Annotated in this window: 18 protein-coding genes; 7 read left to right on the plus strand and 11 right to left on the minus strand. The window is 52.2% G+C overall.

The genetic code is table 11. From position 1 onward, the window contains the following. Positions 1–4 precede the first annotated feature (4 nt). From HFP08_RS23125 to HFP08_RS23145, 5 genes are all read right to left on the minus strand, one after another. Positions 5–1,123, minus strand: a complete 1,119-nt coding sequence (locus HFP08_RS23125; protein WP_346768759.1) for a GerAB/ArcD/ProY family transporter — start codon at positions 1,121–1,123, stop codon at positions 5–7. A gap of 10 nt (positions 1,124–1,133) precedes the next feature. Then, entirely contained in the window at positions 1,134–1,379 is a 246-nt protein-coding gene (locus HFP08_RS23130) for a hypothetical protein (RefSeq protein ID WP_168122995.1), read from the minus strand. Between the two features lie 35 nt (positions 1,380–1,414). Then, positions 1,415–2,560 (minus strand): Ger(x)C family spore germination protein, encoded by a 1,146-nt coding sequence (locus tag HFP08_RS23135; protein WP_168122996.1) that lies wholly within the window; start codon positions 2,558–2,560, stop codon positions 1,415–1,417. 34 nt (positions 2,561–2,594) lie between these two features. Further along, entirely contained in the window at positions 2,595–4,076 is a 1,482-nt protein-coding gene (locus HFP08_RS23140; protein WP_168122997.1) for a spore germination protein, read from the minus strand. A 103-nt stretch (positions 4,077–4,179) separates the two neighbouring features. Next, positions 4,180–5,088, minus strand: a complete 909-nt coding sequence (locus tag HFP08_RS23145) for a LysR family transcriptional regulator (protein ID WP_168122998.1) — start codon at positions 5,086–5,088, stop codon at positions 4,180–4,182. A gap of 171 nt (positions 5,089–5,259) precedes the next feature. On the opposite strand from HFP08_RS23145, the gene HFP08_RS23150 reads away from it, so the two are divergent. Genes HFP08_RS23150 through HFP08_RS23165 form a run of 4 tightly spaced genes read left to right on the plus strand, consistent with a single transcriptional unit; the run spans position 5,260 to position 10,053 of the window. Then, positions 5,260–6,381 carry an extracellular solute-binding protein gene (locus HFP08_RS23150; protein ID WP_168122999.1) on the plus strand — a complete coding sequence of 374 codons (1,122 nt, stop codon included), beginning with the start codon at positions 5,260–5,262 and terminating at the stop codon, positions 6,379–6,381. A gap of 3 nt (positions 6,382–6,384) precedes the next feature. Next, complete coding sequence (locus HFP08_RS23155) at positions 6,385–8,067, plus strand: ABC transporter permease (protein WP_240941770.1); 1,683 nt, start codon at positions 6,385–6,387, stop codon at positions 8,065–8,067. Then, positions 8,068–9,321 (plus strand): ABC transporter ATP-binding protein, encoded by a 1,254-nt coding sequence (locus HFP08_RS23160; protein WP_240941765.1) that lies wholly within the window; start codon positions 8,068–8,070, stop codon positions 9,319–9,321. It begins immediately after the preceding gene. 45 nt (positions 9,322–9,366) lie between these two features. Next, positions 9,367–10,053, plus strand: a complete 687-nt coding sequence (locus HFP08_RS23165; protein ID WP_168123001.1) for a metallophosphoesterase — start codon at positions 9,367–9,369, stop codon at positions 10,051–10,053. On the opposite strand, the gene HFP08_RS23170 is transcribed toward HFP08_RS23165, so the two are convergent. The 5 genes from HFP08_RS23170 to erpA form a co-directional block, all read right to left on the minus strand. Next, positions 10,048–12,057 carry an ABC transporter permease gene (locus HFP08_RS23170; protein WP_168123002.1) on the minus strand — a complete coding sequence of 670 codons (2,010 nt, stop codon included), beginning with the start codon at positions 12,055–12,057 and terminating at the stop codon, positions 10,048–10,050. The two genes, HFP08_RS23165 and HFP08_RS23170, sit on opposite strands and share 6 nt — an antisense overlap. Beyond that, complete coding sequence (locus HFP08_RS23175) at positions 12,032–12,808, minus strand: ABC transporter ATP-binding protein (RefSeq protein ID WP_168123003.1); 777 nt, start codon at positions 12,806–12,808, stop codon at positions 12,032–12,034. Before HFP08_RS23175 ends, HFP08_RS23170 begins: the two co-directional genes overlap by 26 nt. A gap of 133 nt (positions 12,809–12,941) precedes the next feature. Further along, positions 12,942–14,024 carry a sensor histidine kinase gene (locus HFP08_RS23180; protein WP_168123004.1) on the minus strand — a complete coding sequence of 361 codons (1,083 nt, stop codon included), beginning with the start codon at positions 14,022–14,024 and terminating at the stop codon, positions 12,942–12,944. A 14-nt stretch (positions 14,025–14,038) separates the two neighbouring features. Next, entirely contained in the window at positions 14,039–14,857 is an 819-nt protein-coding gene (locus HFP08_RS23185; protein WP_240941772.1) for a response regulator transcription factor, read from the minus strand. A 178-nt stretch (positions 14,858–15,035) separates the two neighbouring features. After that, positions 15,036–15,398: an iron-sulfur cluster insertion protein ErpA gene (gene erpA, locus HFP08_RS23190; protein WP_168123006.1), complete on the minus strand. Its 363-nt coding sequence runs from the start codon at positions 15,396–15,398 to the stop codon at positions 15,036–15,038. 264 nt (positions 15,399–15,662) lie between these two features. Here erpA and mqnE point away from each other — a divergent pair, with 264 nt between their 5' ends. Both mqnE and HFP08_RS23200 read left to right on the plus strand, forming a co-directional pair. Then, complete coding sequence (gene mqnE / locus HFP08_RS23195) at positions 15,663–16,766, plus strand: aminofutalosine synthase MqnE (RefSeq protein ID WP_168123007.1); 1,104 nt, start codon at positions 15,663–15,665, stop codon at positions 16,764–16,766. Positions 16,767–16,825: 59 nt separating this feature from the next. After that, positions 16,826–17,893 carry an NAD(P)/FAD-dependent oxidoreductase gene (locus HFP08_RS23200; protein ID WP_168123008.1) on the plus strand — a complete coding sequence of 356 codons (1,068 nt, stop codon included), beginning with the start codon at positions 16,826–16,828 and terminating at the stop codon, positions 17,891–17,893. Positions 17,894–18,452: 559 nt separating this feature from the next. Here the strand turns inward: HFP08_RS23200 and HFP08_RS23205 are convergent. Continuing rightward, positions 18,453–18,725, minus strand: a complete 273-nt coding sequence (locus HFP08_RS23205) for a YuzB family protein (protein WP_346768758.1) — start codon at positions 18,723–18,725, stop codon at positions 18,453–18,455. Between the two features lie 130 nt (positions 18,726–18,855). On the opposite strand from HFP08_RS23205, the gene HFP08_RS23210 reads away from it, so the two are divergent. After that, positions 18,856–19,101 carry a NifU family protein gene (locus HFP08_RS23210; protein WP_168123009.1) on the plus strand — a complete coding sequence of 82 codons (246 nt, stop codon included), beginning with the start codon at positions 18,856–18,858 and terminating at the stop codon, positions 19,099–19,101. Positions 19,102–19,305 lie beyond the last annotated feature (204 nt).

The following is a 19,305-nucleotide window of genomic DNA, read 5'->3' on the forward strand; positions in this document are numbered from 1 at the left end:
TCTATCATGGAATCTGCCGCTTGCCGCGCAGGATGGCCGAAAGCGTGACTAACAGAAGCGGAAAGGAGAACACCGCAGCCGTCCATACGGGATGCACAACCGTCACCATATTTCCCCATTGGGATATACTGTCGAAGGTGACCAGTCCCATCAGAAAACCGATTAATGCGAGGGGCATGACAAGTACGGAGCAATCCTTCAAGCGAAACAATCGACCGGCGAACATGCTGAACACATAGATTGTAATCGTTGCTTTCATGAACGAGCCCAATATTAATGAGATTCCGATGATCGACTCAATTCTCTGAATGATTTCCTGAAATTCAACGATGCGTGCAACCGCAAAGAGCGAATAGGGCTTGTCCGCAGCGTAATCCCCGAATACGAGAATGCCGCTGATTGTGGAGAGCAAGAGCGTCAACAAGCTTGCCGCCAAGGCAATAATCATCGACTTCGGAATAAGCTTGCGTTCCCCGACATTCACGTACTGCAGCAGCATCCCGAACAGGAAAATTTCCACGAAGGGAAAGCCGAATGTGAATACAGCGCCGTGAATGACGGGCTTAAAGCCCTTGGGCAGAATCGGGAGCAGAAAATTGGCATGATAGTCCGGCAAACCCATGGCAAGAACGATAAATACGGATAACGTGCTTAGCAGCATAAGCAAGGTGAACATCCTGGCCATTATCTCGATCCCGGCTCTTGCGGTTAATCCGGCAATCAGGAATATCAAAAAGGTGAACGCGTACATCGGGGTTTCCCTCAACATGGAGCTCACCATGAACAATCCGATATCAACGACGATAGCCGATTCCATCTGCAGGATGAAGGTAATCGACAGAAGTCCGAACAGAACGGTCAGAAAGTTTCCAATTATTTCCCTACTATAGTCCACATAAGATAAATCAGGAAATCGACGGTTGAGAAACAGCAGCATGAGAAGCATGCATAATCCGCCGAAACCGGATAACAGCAAGGAAAGCCATGCGCCGTTGCCCGCTTTTCCGATGAGAGTGCCCGGAATATTGATGGTGGAGGAACCGGTCATAAATACGAATAACAAAACGCCAATTTGTCTATAGCTGATCGTCTGGATTTCTATACCGATCCCTCCGCCCTCGATTGCTCGCGACTTACCATTCCACTTTCAGCATGTCGTCTATCCCTTTGGCGGCTCCTCCGAACACCGCTTCCACCAAGTCGTATCCATCATACCAGTCCTTGTCCACCACATAATCCACGCCCAGATAAAGCGCGACGACCATAATAATGACATAAGCCGTCTTCTCCTTGCGACTTATTTTGCCGCGCAGCGTAATCGCGTCGTACACAATGACTCCCGCCATTGCCGCGAAGACGATCAGTATTCGATTCAGCATCCCTCGTTCCCCTCCGTCCTGCCGATTTCCAGCCGCTATGCCGGCTTGGCGCGATAGGCTCCCCCGGTCACCAGTCTCAGCTTGATTCGAATTTGAAACTCGGCATCCGCAAATATTTGATCCCAGTCTTTCTCGACACCCTGCCAGGCTTTCGGGTTATTGCGGTAAATATGGTTTCCCACACCGATCACATCCATTTTGTTTTTCTGAAGAAAGGCAAGCGTATCTTCCATCTGCACTTGTATTGCTTTGCTGACACGATCGAGAAACGCCTTCTCCTCTTTCATGCTTTCAATAGTCGAGCAGGTAAGCTCGCCGATTGCCAAATCTCCTTTGACAGACACATTGACGACAAGCGTATCTTGAGAGAGACGCGGCTTCAATGCAACATCGACATTCAGCACTTCAACGGATTCCTTCAGCTCCTTCTCACCGGGGCATTTCATCTCGATTACGCCGGAGTTGTATTTGTTGCGAAGAAGCTTGAAGCCCTCCACTTTGCTCGAAGGCATAACCGCCTTCATCATCCCATTATTCAGAAGCGCCAATCCGGCAGTCGAGAACAGGTCCTTCATTTGCTTATCTTTGTATATATAGGCGACGATCGCTTTATTTTGAACGCTCTTCAACTGCCGCATGAGATCAAGTAAATTGGAATTCACTGTCTTCTCCGAATTTATGGACGCGGACTCCTCCGACCTGAGGAATTGCTGAGAAATGGTCTGCTCGATCATTGGATTGCTCTCGAAGAAGGTAGCCGCCTCTCCTTTTGAAATCAGAAGCTTGATGCTGCCACGCGGTTCATGATCCCTATAGAACAAATCCAATAGCCTGGCTATATCCGTCTTCTTTGCCAGCTTCTCTCCAACAATTATGACGCGCATATGGCTCCACTGCGCTTTTCGGCCCAAATGAATCGGAATATCGCGAATCGCTTCCATAATGGATGTATCCTCGGTTTTGATATTAACGCTGGACGCTCTGGTCGTGGCGGCATTCTTGCTTTCCGCAGAGGAGGGGCGGTAGATTTGCGTCAGCATCTTAATGTGGCCGTTCTCCCCCTCGTCCAGAGCAACCCCCATCACAAAACCAAGCTCGGTAAGCTCGTATTTGCTCCAGCAGCCTGTCAGCAACAGACTGCATACCATCGTGATTATGATTGTTGTTGCGACATGTCTCATCCGCCTCATTCTCTCTTGATGTGGAATTGTCCTTTTATTGTTGACGCGAAGGCCCGCCGTTTCGCAAATTCCGCTTATGCTTCAACAAAAACTTCAGCGGCGCCCGAATGATAACATCCTTTAATGTGCCGATCCGGAACGGTGCAAGCGGAGCAAGATACGGTTGTCCAAGCGATCGAAGCTTGCAGAGATGCAGCAGGATGAACAAATAGCAAATCATCATCCCGAAGCCGCCAAGCAGAGCGGCGCTGATCATTAACGGGAAGCGCAGAATGCGGAGCGCCACGGCTATCCCGTATTGCGGAATCGAGAAGGAAGCGATGCCGGTCAAGGCGACGATAATGACCATGATCGGCGAAGCGATGCCCGCGCTTATTGCGGCGTCGCCGATGACGAGCGCCCCCACGATACTTACCGCCGATCCGATCGGACGCGGCAATCTGACCCCGGCCTCCCGCATCAACTCGAAGAAAAATTCCATGAGCAGAGCCTCGAAGAAGGCTGGAAGAGGGATGCCCTCCCTGGCGTTGAGAATAGCAAGCAACAGCACCGTCGGGATGAGCTCCGGATGAAAGGTGGATAAAGCAATGTAGATGCTCGGAAGCGACAATGCGATAATAAAAGCGATAATTCGCAGCCAGCGAATCAGGGTAGCAATAACCGTGCGCTGATAATAATCCTCGCTTGATTGGAAAAATTCCGTGAAGCATCCGGGACAAAGCAGCATGCCGCCCGTTCCTTGCACGAGAACCACGATTTTGCCGTCCAGCAAGCCTGCGACGGCCATATCGGTTCTCTCCGTATAGCGATGCTGCGGGAACGGCGAATAGGTTGAATCCTCAATCAATTGTTCAATATAGGAGGTTTCCAATATTTCCACATCTTTGATTCCTTCGATTCTTCGTTCGAATTCGGCCAGCAGCTCACCGTCAACGGTGCCTTCCAGATAACCGTACGCAACCGTCGTGTTCGTCTGTCCTCCGCCAGTACGAAGCTCGACTTTGAACTTGTGCGTTTTCAATCTCATGCGAAGCAAACCCAGATTTTTCTCCAAATTCTCGACCGTGCCCTCGCGGGGACCTTGCACAACCGCTTCGTTCTCCGCCTCGGTTACTTGCCTGCTCTCGACCGAAATCGCTTTGTAATTAAGCGATTGGTTCCAACCGTCGAAGAAGATCAGCATTCGTCCTTCGGAAATCTGCTCGATCGCGATATCGATATCGTCAACGAGCTCCGCCTTCTTCGCGGACGCCCCATGATGGCCGAAGAAATAAATCACCTCGTCCAAGGATACGGTAAGTCCCGGCCCGATTACCTGGTCGGACAAATCCTGGAGCGACATTTTCATATAATTCACTTTATCCTCTTGCACCATCGTGCAATAATAGACGGACAGCGCTCGATAGCGCATATCAGGGCCATACTGCCAATGCTTGAAGATAATGTCCGAGCAATGATTGAAGGTTTTTTTCAAATATTCGAAATTCTCGTCCAGGTTATGGGATACGGGACGCATCTTCCTCTGCCCCCTTTCTTCAATCTTGACGACTCGCCGCCGACTTGCGGACCTGCTGATGAAAATAATGGCATTGGTTCAAGTATGCCCCCGTGGGAATCGACTATACCATTGAATTAGGCTGCCCCTGCATGGCATGATTTAGAAACGTGATAAAAGCTCTCACCTGCGGAGAAAGCTGCTCTTCGTCGCGGTAAGCCAGGCAGATATATCTTCGATTCTCATAAAGATGCAGCTCCTTCATGGACAGCTCACCGGTTTCAATCTCGCGGCGAACGCTCCGATACGGCAGAATGCCAATCCCCATATTGCATTTGATCGCTTCCTTAATCGTCTCTATAGCGCCAAGCTCCATCACTCTGTTCCATGTCAGACCGACCTTCGCCGCCCAATCATCGGATAATGTTCTGGAGGTTGATCCAAGCTCATGCAGAAGAAAGGTCTCCTCTTCCATATCCTCCAGCGTGATATCTGTTTTCTGCGCGAGAGGATGCCGGGGCGACAGAAGCAGCTTCAGCTCATCGGGCAGAAGCGGATGAATAATAAGGCCCTCGGCTTCCATCGAGCCGAGCGAAACGATCGCCGCATCGATCTCGTAATTGCGCAGCATGCCTAGAGCCGTCTCTGCCTGCTTCACCACTAGCGTGAAGCTGACCTTGGGATAACGCTCCCTATAAGCGGCGAAATAAGGGGGCATCACATAAGTCGCTGGCGTGTAGCTGGAGCCTAATCGCAGCCTTCCGTATTCTTCGCTTTGAAGCGCCTTCATCGTATCCCTCGCTTCCTCCATCAGGAACACGATCCTTCTGGCGTAAGGCAGTAATTCCGCCGAAGCGTCATTGGGCTGCAAGCTTCGGGATTGCTTTCGGAACAACTCCATGCCGAGCTCTTCCTCCAGCTTTCGCAGATGAAAGCTGGCCGTCGGCTGCTTGAGTCCAAGCCGCTCCGCCGCTTCCGCAAGCGTTCTTCCACTGCACATTTCAATAAAGACCTTCAATTGTTGAATGTTCATGAAAATTCCTGCCTCTCATGTTTATTGCTCTAAATATAGATAATATCTAAGTATATATCAATAATCATAGATTAATTTAATAATAACAAGACATGTGCTTAACGTTCCTCTTACAATTGCTTGTTACATTAAGAGCAAGCAAGATAATTAGACCTTGGAGGGAAAAAAATCATGAACAGAAAGAAAGCCAGATTATCGGGGTTATTATTCATTGCCTCTATCATGCTCGTCGTGTCGGCTTGCGGAAACAGCAATACCAGCAATGAAACAAACATGAATACCAAGGAAGCAGCGGCGCCCGCTGCGCAGCAGACCGCGGCAGCAGAAACATCCCTTCCTTCCGATGAGCCGAAAATTGAAGACGAAGGAACGTTGACCGTATACTTGAATGATTTCGACGAGATCATCGCTCCTCTGTTTGAAGCCGCTACCGGCTACAAGGTGGATCTGGTCGCGGGCAACGGCGCCGAGATCATGTCCCGTGTTGAAGCGGAGAAAGGCAATCCTCACTGGGATGTGATCTGGATGGACGCCATGCCTTCCATATACGGACTTGGCGAGTCGGGACAGCTGATGGAAGGCTGGGCTCCCGACAATCTTGCCAATCTGACCGACTTCGCGAAGAGCTTCGTTCCGGAGAAGAACTGGTACGTGCCTACCGGCGCGCATGCCGCAGGCGTAATCGTCTACAACACGGACAAGGTAGCCGCAGCCGACGCGCCGAAAACCTGGGCCGAGTTCGCGGACGCGAAGTATAAGGATATGATCGGCATGGCGGACCCTGCCGTTGCTGCGCCGGCTTATCCATTCGTTTCCTGGTTTTTTAATGACATGGGCATGGAGCCGGCGAAAGCCTTCTATTCCGATCTGATGAAGAACGGTCTCAAGGTCTATCCGAAAAATCCGAATGTCGTGAAGTCGCTAACCTCCGGCGAGATTACAATCGCCGCTTTGCAAGAGAGCAACGCTTATGTTATGAAGAACAACAAAGAGCCGATTGAGATTATATGGCCGGAAGAAGGCGCCCCTGCTTCCGTTCGCGTAGCCGCTATTCAGAAGGAAACCAAAAATCCGAACGCGGCAAAGGCGTTCATCGAATTCCTGCTTGATCCGAAAACGCAGCAAGCCTTGATCGATCAAGGCGAGGAAAGCTACTTCGAGCCGTCCGTAAATGGCGTAAACCCGAAGCAAGACCGTGCGACTAACGCGAAGCTGGTGGCAGCCGACGCTTCCTGGGCATCCGAGAAGGAAGCGGCAATCAAGCAATGGTTCGCCGATCAATCCGTGAATTAAATGATGCGATTATTGAATAGCAGAGATCGACTCGGATGGGGCATAACCATCATCCTGTTCCTTCTCGTTCTCTATCCCTTGGCAGCGGTCTTGATCCAAGTCCTGCTGCCCGGGGTTTTCTCCGGTGTTTGGAAGCTTGGCGATTGGTCGCTGCTGCTGGAAATATTCAATCGTCCGCTATGGCAGAAATCATTGGAGAATTCCTTGCTGCTGGGGCTTGGAACAACACTGCTTGCGACAACGCTAGGAACAGCGCTTGCCGTCATTCGTTCCTCATGGTCCTTCCCGACGGCCAAGCTGCTCGACGGAGCGGTATGGCTGCTCATTATTACGCCCTCCTTCATTCTGGCGCAGGGCTGGGTGCTGTTCGCCGCCGGCGGCGGCATTGCGTCGGAATTGCTGGGCTGGTCCTGGGTGAGAGGGGCGATCTTTCAACCGGCCGGTCTTATCTTCGTGATGACGCTAAGCAAGTTTCCGTTCGCTTATCTTAGCGTATACGCCGCGATGGAATGGAAGGTCGATGGACTGTCGCATGCCGCAAGGCTTTGCGGAGCATCGGCGATGACGGTATGGCGCACGATTCAGGCGCCGCTGCTGCTGCCGGCTGTGCTCGCGGGCGCATCGCTTGTATTCATGGATACGATCGGGGATTTCGGTCTGCCCGCATCGATAGCGGCCGTGTACAAATTTCCGACGCTTCCCTATTCGATCTATTCGGCGATCTACACCTCACCGATTCGCTTCGACATGGCGGGCGTGCTGTCCTTCTATCTCGTGGTGCTGATCGGACTTGCCATGATGCTGCAATTCTATATGCTGCGAAGATCGCGCTTCGACTTCCTCTCTGGAGGCGCCGTTCGCTCGAAACCAAGTGCTGACGGCCGATTCGCGTTTTTGCTGGGGCTGCTTAATATTCTCTTCCTGCTCATCATTATCGGCATACCGGTCGGGGCGAATATTATCATCTCCTTGCTGGGGACGCAGGGCGGGGGCTATGCGCTCGCCAATCTAACCCTCGAGCATTATCGCGAGCTCTTCTCAAGCTCCAGCCAACTATTGACCGGCTTCGGACATTCCTTGATTATTGCCGTTTCGGCTGCCCTTCTCGGCTTGCTTGTCGGACTTGGCGTGGCCTATGTGCTAACGTATTCCAAGTTCAAATTCAAGCGCTTGATCGAGGTAAGCTCCATATTGACCTTGGCGGTACCCGGCGTCGTGCTCGGAATCGGATATATCTTCGTGTGGAATCAGAAATGGCTCGAATCCATCGGCCTGTTGCTATACGGGACGCCGTGGATTCTCGTTCTAGCGGCAATAGCGGGCGCGGTTCCGGTCATAACCCGTTTAATGGTCGGCGCCATGGCCAAGGTGCCCGTGCAGTTGCTGACCGCCGCCCAGCTTCAAGGGGACAGCTTCATCGGCCGAATCCGGTTCATTCTGATTCCGCTTATTCGCGGAGCCTTATTATCGGCCGGACTTGCTGCGTTTGGCTCCGGTATCTTCGATCTGGCGGTGAACTCGATTCTGTTCCCGCCCAAATTCCTGACGCTGCCCGTAACGATTAACAAAGCGTTCGAAAATCTCGATTTCGGATACGCGTCCGCAGCAACGATAGCAAGCTCCGGCATCGTCATCCTCATCATTCTGGCAGTCGAGCTGCTGCTAAGACGCAAGGAGGTCGCTTAAATGAACAGATCTGCTGAATTAACTCAAGCCCCCTTCTCTTCAATAGCCAATGACATGGCTGCAGAGGGAGCAAACAACCTATTCGTCCAGTCAGAGCTCAAGGGCTCCGACCTGTCAACCTCCGCCTCTCCCCTGCTGACCATCAAGGGACTTACGAAGAGCTTCGGTTCCTTCCAGGCGTTAAGAGGCATTGATCTGACGATGAAGCCCGGGGAGATCATCTCCGTGCTCGGTCCTTCCGGCTGCGGCAAATCCACGCTTCTGCAGCTGATTGCCGGTTTGACCCAGCCTGACGGCGGAACCATTCATATCGGAAGCGAACTGATCGCCTCCAGGAAGTCGATGCTTCCACCCGAGAAGCGCGGCGTCAATATGGTTTTTCAAGATTATGCGCTGTGGCCTCATATGAATGTCAGGAGCAATATTGAATACGGATTGAAGCGGGCGAAGCTGCGCCGCGAGGAAATAGAGGAGAGGATAAGCGAGCTGCTCGAGCTGCTCCATCTTCAAGGACTCGAGAAACGTCTGCCGCCGCAGCTCTCAGGCGGCCAGCAGCAGCGCGTCTCCATCGCCCGCGCGCTTGCTTCGCGACCGAGGCTCATGCTGCTTGACGAGCCGCTCTCTAATCTGGACATGAGGCTTCGCATCGAGATGAGAACCGAGATGGCTTATCTGTTCCGCAAGCTGGGCACCAGCGTATTCCATGTTACGCATGATCCCGACGAAGCCTTCGCGATGGCGGATCGAATATTCATTATGCGCTCTGGCGAAGCTGATCAACTAGGAACGCCGCAGGAAGTATTCTCCCGGCCTGCAAGCAGATGGTCCGCGTCGCTGCTGGGCGCGATCAACGTGCTGAAGGGCCGGTTCGTGAGCAGGGGCTACGGCGTCAGCGGAGATGGCAGCGGCCGGGAGCAAGGCACGATTGCTATCGGACAATCGCTCGTCAGCGGCTTGACGCCGCCGCATGAGACAAGCGGCGGCTGGGCGGACAGCACGCCGGCTATCCTGATGTTCAGACCCCAGCAAGTATCGGTCTTGGAAGGCGAGGATGCCCTGCATGCGGGGAACGCCCTGCGCGTGAAAATCGTGCAATGCGTATTTGAGGGCATTAGCTGGCGTGCAAGAGCCGAGACCGAATGCGGTCAACTGCTATATATTGTACATGAGAACCCTCTCTCGGCAGGCGACACCGTCACCATCTCGTTCTCATCCGACGCGGCCTATCTGTATAGAGACGAGGAAGAAAGGTAGTCGATCGTGTTGACTAACCATACAGTCACAGGGAAACAAAAAAGAATGCTTGTCATTTCGGACATTCATGGCTACAAAGAAGGCTTGCTCTCGCTTCTTCGGATGGCGGGCTACAATCCGGCCAGCGATCAGCTGGTGCTGCTCGGAGATTATATCGAAGCGGATAAGCCCGCGACATGGGGCATCCTGGATACCATTATGAAGCTTGTCCGAAACGGAGCTTTGGCGCTTCCGGGCAATCATGAATTGAAGCTGGTCGGAATGTTGAGGAAGCGCGGCGCTCGCGGCGAAAGACTTCGGCGTTATATAAGATGGATCAACAAATTGCCGCCGTATTATATTAACGGCAGCTACTTGTTCGTCCATGCCGGCATTCGTCCCGGCGTGCCGCTCAAGAACCAATCGCTGCGCGATTTGACGGAAATCCGAGAGAGCTTCTATTCGCAGACGCTGCCCGATCTGGAGGAAGACTTGCAGCTTGAGCCGTCGAGGCGCACGCCGTACGGCGATATGCGCGTCATCTTCGGACATACGCCAAGCTTCAAGCTTGGAGCCCCTCCCGGGACGATATGGAAGCATTCGCGTCTTGTCTCCATCGATACCGGCGCCAAGCACGGCTGCCGATTGACCTTGCTGGATCTGACCGGCGGTGTCGCCTATTCCTGCGCGTCGAAGCCCGGCTATCGCGCAAGCGACTACCGGGCAGATTCCGTTAGGCATATGCAGTTATGACGGCGAAGCCGCGCCGCGCAGCATGCTCTTCATGTAACTGTTGCTGGCCACCAGGAAATAGATGCACTGCATGGCGACATAGATGCCGAAGACCACGAAGGAGTAGAACCAATTCGAGGTCCCCATCAGATTGTCCAGAGCTGCCATGGCAAACAAAGCGTGACACATGCCTGCAATGCAAGGGATAAAGAAGATGATGGCAATCTGACTGACAGCGGTGCGCCGCATCTCCTTCTTTGTCATGCCGATGCGCGAAAGGCTTCTGAATTGCGCCTGATCCTCGCTAATCTCCGTGAAGAGCTTGAAGTAGATCATGCTGCCGGCCGCAATGAAGAACAGAAGGCTGATGAACAGGCCGATGAAGACCGTCAGCGCAATCGTTTCATTCATCTCGCTGAAGCGGATCGATCTCGAGAAATCCTTGTTGTAAGGATCATCCTCGCCGTTCGCAAGCGCTTTGATCTTCGCAGCCGTCGCGCCAGCCTTCTCCCAATTGTTCAACTCATAGCCGTAGAAGACAAGCTGCTGCTCGGCGGGCACTTTGGCCAGTTCCGACTTGTAGTCCCTGTCATCCATCACGATCGTGAGAGCATTCGATATCATCCATGTCCAATTATTAAGCACATTCTCATGCGTGGCCTTCACCACATCGTAAGAAATCTCCTTGCCATTAATCTTGCCCGACATCTTGCCGCTGCCATAATCGTTCATTTCGTAGCTGTTCGTAATGGCTACGACCTCGCCGCTGTCCACGGTAATCGGCTTTTTGCTCTGCTCCTTGGCAAGTCGATTATAATCCGATTCGGCGATGACCATTGCAGACGTTGTACGCGTTTCTTTCGAATCTTCATATCCTCGGAAGGTACTGTCGGTGAAAGTACGCGTCTTGCCTTCATCCTCTACCTCCACCCTGTAAGGATATACAGGCAGACCCACAACCTTATCCTCGCGCTTGAAGCTGAAGCCGTCTTCGCTAACAATTCGATTTAGCTCCTGTGGATCAATAATCGCATGCGAATCAAGGCCTTGCTCGATATAAGCCATCGAATAGGTCGACGAATTCAGCATATCCTTCTTCGTCTGAATCTGCATCATATAGACGGTGCCGAGCGCGGTCATGATAACAGCGCTGAGCAGAGTCACCACGAACAGAATGCGTGAATTATCGCGAATCTTATAGCCAAGCTGGGACAAAATGAGCATGTTCGTGCGGTTGTAATAGATGCTTCTGCGTTTCTGAAGCACGCGCAGCAGCAAGACGCTGAGCTGGGAGAACAGAAAATAGGTGCCGATGATGACGGTAATCAGGACAGGCAAAGCAAGGTATATAAATGTATTGTTTTCCATCTCCAGCGCCATGATGTAGCCAGATCCAAGACAGATCAAGGCAATCGCAACCAGCCAAGGCGAATAGACCAGCCTGCCCTTCGGCTTTCTCGCCGCCTTCAACAAATCGATGATCTCCAGCTTTCTCATCCAAACGGCCGTCCACACCGAGATGACAAGGAACAAGCCGAAGAAGCTGCCTGCCGTAAGCCATAACGCTTTGAGGGGCACCGCGAAGGAGATCGTATCCTTCATATCGAGCAAGGAGGCAAGCGCCATGAAGAACAACTTGCTGAACACGATGCCGAGAAGAATGCCGACGATAATGGCCAACGCGCCGATGACGAGATTTTCGTAAATAACGAGCTTTCGCAGCTGCGCCCTGGTCATGCCGAATAACGTGAACAAGCCGAATTCCTGCTTTCTCGTCTTCAGGAAGGCCGAGCTGGAATACAGAATGAACAGGAACGAGAAGATGATGATGATATATTGGCAATATTGCATGCCGGGACGAACCTTCGAGGCTTGCGCGATTGTGCCGTTCACCACATCCGGATGAGTCAGGAAGGCTGCGTAGATATAGAAAATCAGCACAGAGAACACGCTGCTCAGGAAGAAAGCGCTGTAAGCGCGAAAGTTCCCCTTTACATTGCTAAGCGCGAGCGAACGGAACGTCATCGAAATTACCTCCCAGCACGCTTAACGCATCCAGTATTTGTTGAAAGAACGCTTGACGGTTGGAGCCTCTGCGAATCTCCGAGAAGAATCTTCCGTCCTTGATGAATACGATTCTCTCGCAATAGCTTGCCGAGAAGGGATCATGCGTCACCATCAACACAGTCGCCTTGAACCGCTCATTCATCTCCTTGAGCGAATCCATCGCATCCTTCGCCGATTTGGAATCGAGATTGCCGGTCAATTCGTCTGCAAGCACCAGAGCGGGCTGATGAATAATCGCTCTGGCGATCGCCGCTCTCTGCTTCTGTCCGCCGGACACCTCATATGTTCGCTTGTCCAGAATGGCCGCGATCTGCAGCAGCTCCGCGATCGGCGCCAGTTTCTGCTCAATCGACTTCGGCGGCATCCCGTCCATGACGAGCGGCAGAATAATATTTTCCTTGATGGACAAGGTGTCAAGCAGGTTGAAATCCTGGAACACGAAGCCGAGCTCCCTGCGCCGGAACAACGCCAGCTTGTTGTTGGTCAGTTTAATCGGATTAACGCCGTTAATCTCAATCGTGCCGGAGGTCGGCTTGTCGATGGTGGACAACAGATTGAGCAACGTAGTCTTGCCGCTGCCGGACGGTCCCATGACGCCGACGAACTCCCCCGCTTCAACGGTCAGATCGATATCCTCCAGCGCTTTATAGGATACATTGCCTTTGCTGCTATAGACCTTGCTTAAGGCCTGCGCTTTCAATACACTCATTTCGCTTTGCTCCTCCTCGAAGGGTTTGGGTTATAGACTTGCTTCAATAACCACAGTATATACCCCGATGAGCGCGCAACCCATCGATTTGGCTTTCAAAGCGGGCGTGCCAACCTTACAATGTTGTCACCTTCTAGTCTCCAAGCTGATGAATGCCGCTCGTTTGAAAATAAAGCTCTGCCGTCGTTCCGCTCCCGAGCTCCGACTTGATCGTGAGAACATGTCCCAGCTTGGCGCATACTTGCTTCGCCAAATAGAGGCCCATACCGGTCGATTCCCCGCTTAATCTGCCGTTCTCTCCGGTGAAGAACGGCTCGAATACGCGGGGCAAATCATGCGGCGCAATGCCGATGCCTTCATCTGTCAGCTCCAGACGGCTTGAGCCGTTATCCAAGGCATGAATGCGAATCTTCAGCTGCTTGCCTCCCGGCTTGCTCTTGCTGTATTTGACCGCATTGCTGATCAGTTGGCTCAAGACGAAGCTCATCCACTTCTCATCCGTCTCCGCCCAAGCCTCTCCATCAATACGCGGGAAGATCGAATGGCGAATGCAGAGCCGCTTATGCGCATTAACCGCCTTGCGCGCCAGCTCATGAAGAGGCACGCTGCGCATTTGCGCATCCAGCTCGAACTTCTCTAGCCTTGCCGTCTGCAGCATCATGTCCAGGCCGCTCGACATTCTCTCCGTCTCCTCCTGCAGGCTTCCCCGAAGCTCCTTCAACTTGTCTATGGAAGGTGACGAGCCTGCCTGCTCCCCTTGCAGCAAATCCTGCAGATGCAAATCCATAATGGATAGCGGCGTCTTCATATGATGCACCCATTGCATGACAAAATGATTATGCAGCTCCTGCTGGCGGCGGTAACGGCCAAGCTCGTTCAGATATGCCCGGTGCTGCTCCCGGAGCAGGGTCGCCATCTGCTTCTGCTCCGCCGTCACCCCCGATTGGATGAGTACGGCCGCTTTCAACTCGTCGGACTGCGACAATGCTTCCTTCAATTGTTTGAAGTAGGAACGCTGGCGAATATAATCCAGGCATAGCCATATTGCCGTCGCGAGGAGAGAAAGCTCAATAAAATACCAGATCGTGCCCTCTGTGACAAGTCCCGGATATCGCGATTTCTCCAGCAAATAAAGCGTGACGCAGATGCCGATTACGCCAATGATCAAGACCAGGTAGAGAAGGCGATCTCTCAGATACAGCAGTATGGAAGACATTTCCCCTTCCTCGTTCATGTCGCGTCACCCGCGATCCACTTGTATCCCTGCCCCCGAATCGTCTCAATGGCCTTGTGCAAGCCAAGATCATCGAGCTTCTTCCGCAGCCTGGTCACATTCACCGTGAGCGTATTGTCGTCAACGAACTGCACATCGTCCCATAACGCCTCCAGCAGCAGCTCCCGAGGCGCTACAAGGCCCGGTCGTCTCATGAAGCATTCCGCAAGCAGGCATTCATTCTTGGTCAGCTCAACCCGCGCTTCGCGCCACTCCAGCTCGTTGCGGCTGATGTGCAAGCGAATTCCGTTCGCGTCGATTACAGTGTGAGAAGTCAGCTCCCGAGCATGTCGCGCTCCATCTCTATTATCGTCGTTAAGCCCCCAGCCGCCGACAGCACCAGCACTGTTGCTTCCGGAATTCCCTTCTTCAGCTTTTCCTGAAATCGCGCCTTCCGCTCCTCCCGCATACTCGCCATAGGCTCTGCGCAGCGCGCCTCGCACTTTAGCCATCAACAGCTCCAATTGAATCGGCTTCGTCAAATAATCGTCGCCGCCGTTCTCGATGGCCATCACCTGATCCATCTCCCCCGCTCTCGCCGACAGGTAGATGATCGGCATGGAGGAACGCATCCGAATCTGTCTGCACCAATAGAAACCGTCGAAATACGGAAGGTTGACATCCAGAAGCACGAGCTGAGGGTCGAACGCTTCCAATTCCGCTATCAGCTCTCTGAACTGCGTCGCCCGCTTCGCTGTATACCCGTACTGCTCCATCTTCTGAACCAGAATCGAGGCGATCTTATCATCGTCTTCCACTACAAAGACTCGGTACACTTTCATTCTCTCCTCTCCCGCTGCCGAAACCAGCTTTTGGTCATCTAAAGCGATTATAACGCAAATTCATGCAACGCTCCGAAATTGGCAAAAGCCCCGTACGGAGCGGGCCATTTCGCCACACACCATACGGGGCTTTATCTCGGCATTCAACGACTCGGCCAAGTTTCCAGCCTTCTTAACATTCCCCGGCAGCAGCCGGCTTGCCCGCGTCCGTCGCGGTGCGGAACGAGCTGCCGCAGCCGCAGGTCGCGCTCGCGTTCGGATTCTCGATCGTGAATCCGCCGCCCATGGCCGATTCTTTGAAATCGATGACGAGGCCGTTCAGGTATTTGATGCTGTCGCTGTCCACGACAACCTTGATCCCGGAGCTCTCAAGCGCTTGATCGCCTTCCTTCTCCTCGTCGTCGAAGCCCATTCCGTAGGAGAATCCGCTGCAGCCGCCTTCCTTCACCCCTACGCGCAGGAACAAATCCGGCGATTCCTCTTGCTCGAGCATTTCTCTTATCTTATCTGAAGCCATTTCACTAATCGTGATCATGCTGCATCCCTCCGTATCTGAAGACATTCTCTGTCTTGTTAATCACTTACTTATCAATAGTATAACCCACATGGCGCATATCCTCAAGGAGGCGGATGCGGTTTAGCGCTTTCATTTTTATCTACAAATCTTTCAAATGTTTTATGGTTGCCCCTGCTACGTGTGAGGTTTATAATGGTTACAGTTTATTTTTCCGTTTTGGCAAGTTATTTTTTTCACAAGCCTGCCTATTACGTACTATTCTATCCCAAGGAGGCATTTCTCATGAACGTCGTTACACAGACAGAAGAGAAGCGAATGCAGGACATCATCGAGAAGGTTCGGGGCGGTCAGCGATTGACGCTCGAGGATGGCGTTTACTTATATGAATCCGATGATTTATTGACGATTGGTCAACTGGCGAACGAGGTTGCGCTGAAGAAGAACGGCAAGAAGGTCTATTTTATCGAAAATATGAGCCTGTATTTCACGAATGTCTGCGAAGCGCATTGCGCGTTCTGCAACTTCCGCAGAGATGAAGGTCAAGAGGGAGCGTATACGCTGTCCGGCGACGAGATGGTGGCTTATGTGAAGGAGCATATCCGGCCCGAGGTTAGGGAATTTCATATCGTGGGCGGCCATAATCCGCATGTTCCCTTCCAATATTATGTCGACTCGCTTCAGACGCTGAAGACGAATTTTCCTGAGGTCACTTTGAAGGCTTACACCGCTGCCGAGATCGACTTCTTCGCGAGAATCAGCGGCCTGTCCTATAAGGAAGTGCTGCAGGAGCTGATGAAAGCCGGCTTGGAATCATTAACAGGCGGCGGAGCGGAAATTCTGTCCGATCATTATCGCAAAAAAATGCGCGTGGACAAAGCCGATGTATCCCAGTATCTGGATGTGCATCGGACGGCTCACAACCTTGGTCTTCGCACACATACAACGATGCTGTACGGCTCGATCGAATCCAAGGAAGACCGCATTCGCCATATGATGCAAATTCGCGACCTTCAAGACGAAACGGGCGGCTTCCAGGTATTCATTCCGCTGTCCATGCAGCCCATCAATCCTAATGCAGGCATCCGCCGTCGCAATTCGGCGTTCGAGGATCTCAAAACGATTGCCATAAGTCGATTGATGCTGGATAATTTCCAACATATCAAGGCTTATTTCATCAATATTGGTGTTCAGCTGACGCAGGTCGCTCTGACGATGGGCGCCGACGACGCGCATGGCACGATCGTGAAGGAGCGCATCAGCCATGCGGCAGGCGCGCTTACTCCCGCGGGCATTACGCGCGAAGATCTGATCTGGCTGATTAAGGGCGCCGGTCGAATTCCGGTGGAGCGCGACACGTTCTACAATGAAATCAAGGTGTATGAGTAAAGAAGCAGTTGCAGGCATAACCTACAATTATCAACAAGAAAGCGGAGCTGGGAGAATCTATGAGAAAAGTTGTTATACTTGGCGGCGGCTACGGCGGCCTTGCGATTGTCGATGAATTATTGGAGAAGCATTTGCCGCAGGATGTGTCCATCGTGCTCGTCGACAGAATGCCTTTCCAAGGGCTCAAAACGGAATATTACGCGCTGGCTGCAGGCACGGTCTCGGATCTGGAGCTTCGAGTGAAATTCCCGGATGATCCTCGGGTGAGGCTTGCTTACGGCGAAATTACGGATATTGATATGGAGAGTCAGCTCGTAGTGCTTCAGGATCAGGATCCGATCTCGTACGACTGGCTCGTTATTGGACTTGGCTGCACGGACAAATTCCACGGGATTGAAGGCGCCGAGCAATTCGCGACGAGCATACAGACCTTCTCTGCAGCTCGCAGAACTTACGCGTTGCTCAACGATGTGAAGCCCTACGGCCAAGTGACTATCGTCGGCGGCGGTCTGAGCGGCGTCGAGGTGGCCTCCGAGCTGCGCGAGAGCAGAGGCGATCTCAATATTCGCATTATCGACAGGGGTCCTTCCGTGCTCTCAGCTTTCCCGGGCAAGCTCCAGAAATTCGTCACGGAATGGTTCACGGAGCATCAAGTGGAGATGCTGGGCAATGTCTCGCTGAATCGGGTAGAGCCGGGCCAACTGTATGACGCGAACTCTTCGGCGCATATCTATACCGATGTTACCTTATGGACGGCAGGCATTCAGCCGGTCGAGCTCGTGCAGCGCATGGAGCTCCCGAAGGACAATCAGGGCCGTTTGATCATTAACGAGCTTCATCAGATTCCGGAGTACACCAACGTATATGTGGTCGGAGATTGCGCGTCCCTCCCCTTCTCTCCAAGCGGACAGGCTGCAGGCGCGCAAGGCAAGCAAATCGCGGAGGTGCTGCATGCGATCTGGCAGGATAAGACGCCGAAGCTTGGCAAGATCAAGCTGAAGGGCGTGCTGGGCTCGCTCGGCAAGAAGAGCGGCTTCGGAATCATGGGAGGAACGGCCATTATGGGCCGTGTGCCAAGACTGGTCAAAAGCGGCGTGCTGTGGCGTTCGAAGCGTCACTTGGGCTAGGGCTAGTAAGCGGCGCTGCTTTGACTGGATAGGTGGAGACATTCGGGCTATATAGGAGCTGCTTGAGCTAAATGAGCCGCCGTGCTTCGGCTAGATAGGCGGATTTACTTGAGCTATATAAGCGCTGCTTGAGTTAAATGAGCAGCGCTGCTCCGGCTAATTAGGCGGAGCTTCATGCGACTTAGGCGCTCGACGAGCGCCTGCTTGGCACGTCGTTCCGCGCCAAGGGCGTTCGTTGAGCGCCCTTTGGCTTGGAGTAACGACTTGCTGCACAAGGTGGAGTTATATTTCACATTGCCGCTCTTTAAGGTACAAAAAAGCTGCATAAATCCATCATTTTTTTCGAAAAGAGCTCATCATCCTTTTGGTTACTTATAATTCCTGCATATTTGCATCAATATATTCTAATCAAGTGCTATTCTGATAAATTCCTGTATATTTGCATCATTTCTAAAGCTTCAGCCTATCTAGACCTGCCACTAGATCTGCCACTGACCTGCCAGCAGCAAAGACTTGTCAACAGCATCATCAGCGCATTCAATTCTACAAAGAACGGCTCTTACAGATCATCAATAAGCTTGTCCAGCGCTTCGCGATCGGCTTTCTGCCGCTTCAGAGCTTCCTGGACGGCAAGAAACAGCTCATCCACATCATCCGCTCCGACAATCTCGCCGTCGACCAGAGCGTAAGGACGCATATAGCATTCGCCGCAGTTGCCGAGACAGCCGTATTCGATTACTTCAACGGAGTCATCCTCCTGGAACAGCTCCATGATACGCTGGGTTCCGTGATGCATATTGCTGGCGCAAAATTCAACCATTGGTTTTATCATAAGAAACTCACCTTACTTGTCTTTAGAATAAAAATTAGAATGTAACGATAATATTTCTCATTAGATCGTCACTATCCATTTTCAATTTGCTCGCTTTGTACTATAATAGGGGAGAAAGGAGTTGATTGCAATGAGTGAACAAGTTCAAGAAACCATGTACGACGAAGTGCTCGACGTACTCGATAAACTTCGCCCATTCCTGCAACGCGATGGAGGCGACGTAGAATTAGTCGATGTCGAGGACGGAATCGTCAAGCTTCGCCTGATGGGTGCTTGCGGCAGCTGCCCGAGCTCGACCATTACACTGAAAGCCGGCATCGAGCGCGCTTTGCTGGAAGAAGTCGAAGGCGTTGTAGAGGTCGTACAAGTATTTTAATTGCAAAGAGTCTTATCGAAGGCGTTATGCCGACGATAAGACTCTTTTTTCTGACCACAATAGAATTTATAAGTTTCCGAGACATTTAAACTGTAAATTCATTTGGCGATAAAACATTCATGACGCCGCTCCGTCACCCCAATGTATGAAAATAACTGCTATTGCATGGCATGTGGTTTCCATGTTCTCAAATTCGTCAAGACT

The organism is Paenibacillus sp. HB172176, assembly GCF_011947265.1.
GTDB lineage: Bacteria > Bacillota > Bacilli > Paenibacillales > Paenibacillaceae > Pristimantibacillus.

Bases quoted from the DNA above. Each gene is read 5' to 3' on its own strand.
- HFP08_RS23130 (WP_168122995.1), bottom strand. From the start codon at position 1,379: ATGCTGAATCGAATACTGATCGTCTTCGCGGCAATGGCGGGAGTCATT.
- HFP08_RS23135 (WP_168122996.1), bottom strand. From the start codon at position 2,560: ATGAGACATGTCGCAACAACAATCATAATCACGATGGTATGCAGTCTG.
- HFP08_RS23140 (WP_168122997.1), bottom strand. From the start codon at position 4,076: ATGCGTCCCGTATCCCATAACCTGGACGAGAATTTCGAATATTTGAAA.
- HFP08_RS23145 (WP_168122998.1), bottom strand. From the start codon at position 5,088: ATGAACATTCAACAATTGAAGGTCTTTATTGAAATGTGCAGTGGAAGA.
- HFP08_RS23150 (WP_168122999.1), top strand. From the start codon at position 5,260: ATGAACAGAAAGAAAGCCAGATTATCGGGGTTATTATTCATTGCCTCT.
- HFP08_RS23155 (WP_240941770.1), top strand. From the start codon at position 6,385: ATGCGATTATTGAATAGCAGAGATCGACTCGGATGGGGCATAACCATC.
- HFP08_RS23160 (WP_240941765.1), top strand. From the start codon at position 8,068: ATGAACAGATCTGCTGAATTAACTCAAGCCCCCTTCTCTTCAATAGCC.
- HFP08_RS23165 (WP_168123001.1), top strand. From the start codon at position 9,367: ATGCTTGTCATTTCGGACATTCATGGCTACAAAGAAGGCTTGCTCTCG.
- HFP08_RS23170 (WP_168123002.1), bottom strand. From the start codon at position 12,057: ATGACGTTCCGTTCGCTCGCGCTTAGCAATGTAAAGGGGAACTTTCGC.
- HFP08_RS23175 (WP_168123003.1), bottom strand. From the start codon at position 12,808: ATGAGTGTATTGAAAGCGCAGGCCTTAAGCAAGGTCTATAGCAGCAAA.
- HFP08_RS23180 (WP_168123004.1), bottom strand. From the start codon at position 14,024: ATGTCTTCCATACTGCTGTATCTGAGAGATCGCCTTCTCTACCTGGTC.
- erpA (WP_168123006.1), bottom strand. From the start codon at position 15,398: ATGATCACGATTAGTGAAATGGCTTCAGATAAGATAAGAGAAATGCTC.
- mqnE (WP_168123007.1), top strand. From the start codon at position 15,663: ATGAACGTCGTTACACAGACAGAAGAGAAGCGAATGCAGGACATCATC.
- HFP08_RS23200 (WP_168123008.1), top strand. From the start codon at position 16,826: ATGAGAAAAGTTGTTATACTTGGCGGCGGCTACGGCGGCCTTGCGATT.
- HFP08_RS23205 (WP_346768758.1), bottom strand. From the start codon at position 18,725: ATGATAAAACCAATGGTTGAATTTTGCGCCAGCAATATGCATCACGGA.
- HFP08_RS23210 (WP_168123009.1), top strand. From the start codon at position 18,856: ATGAGTGAACAAGTTCAAGAAACCATGTACGACGAAGTGCTCGACGTA.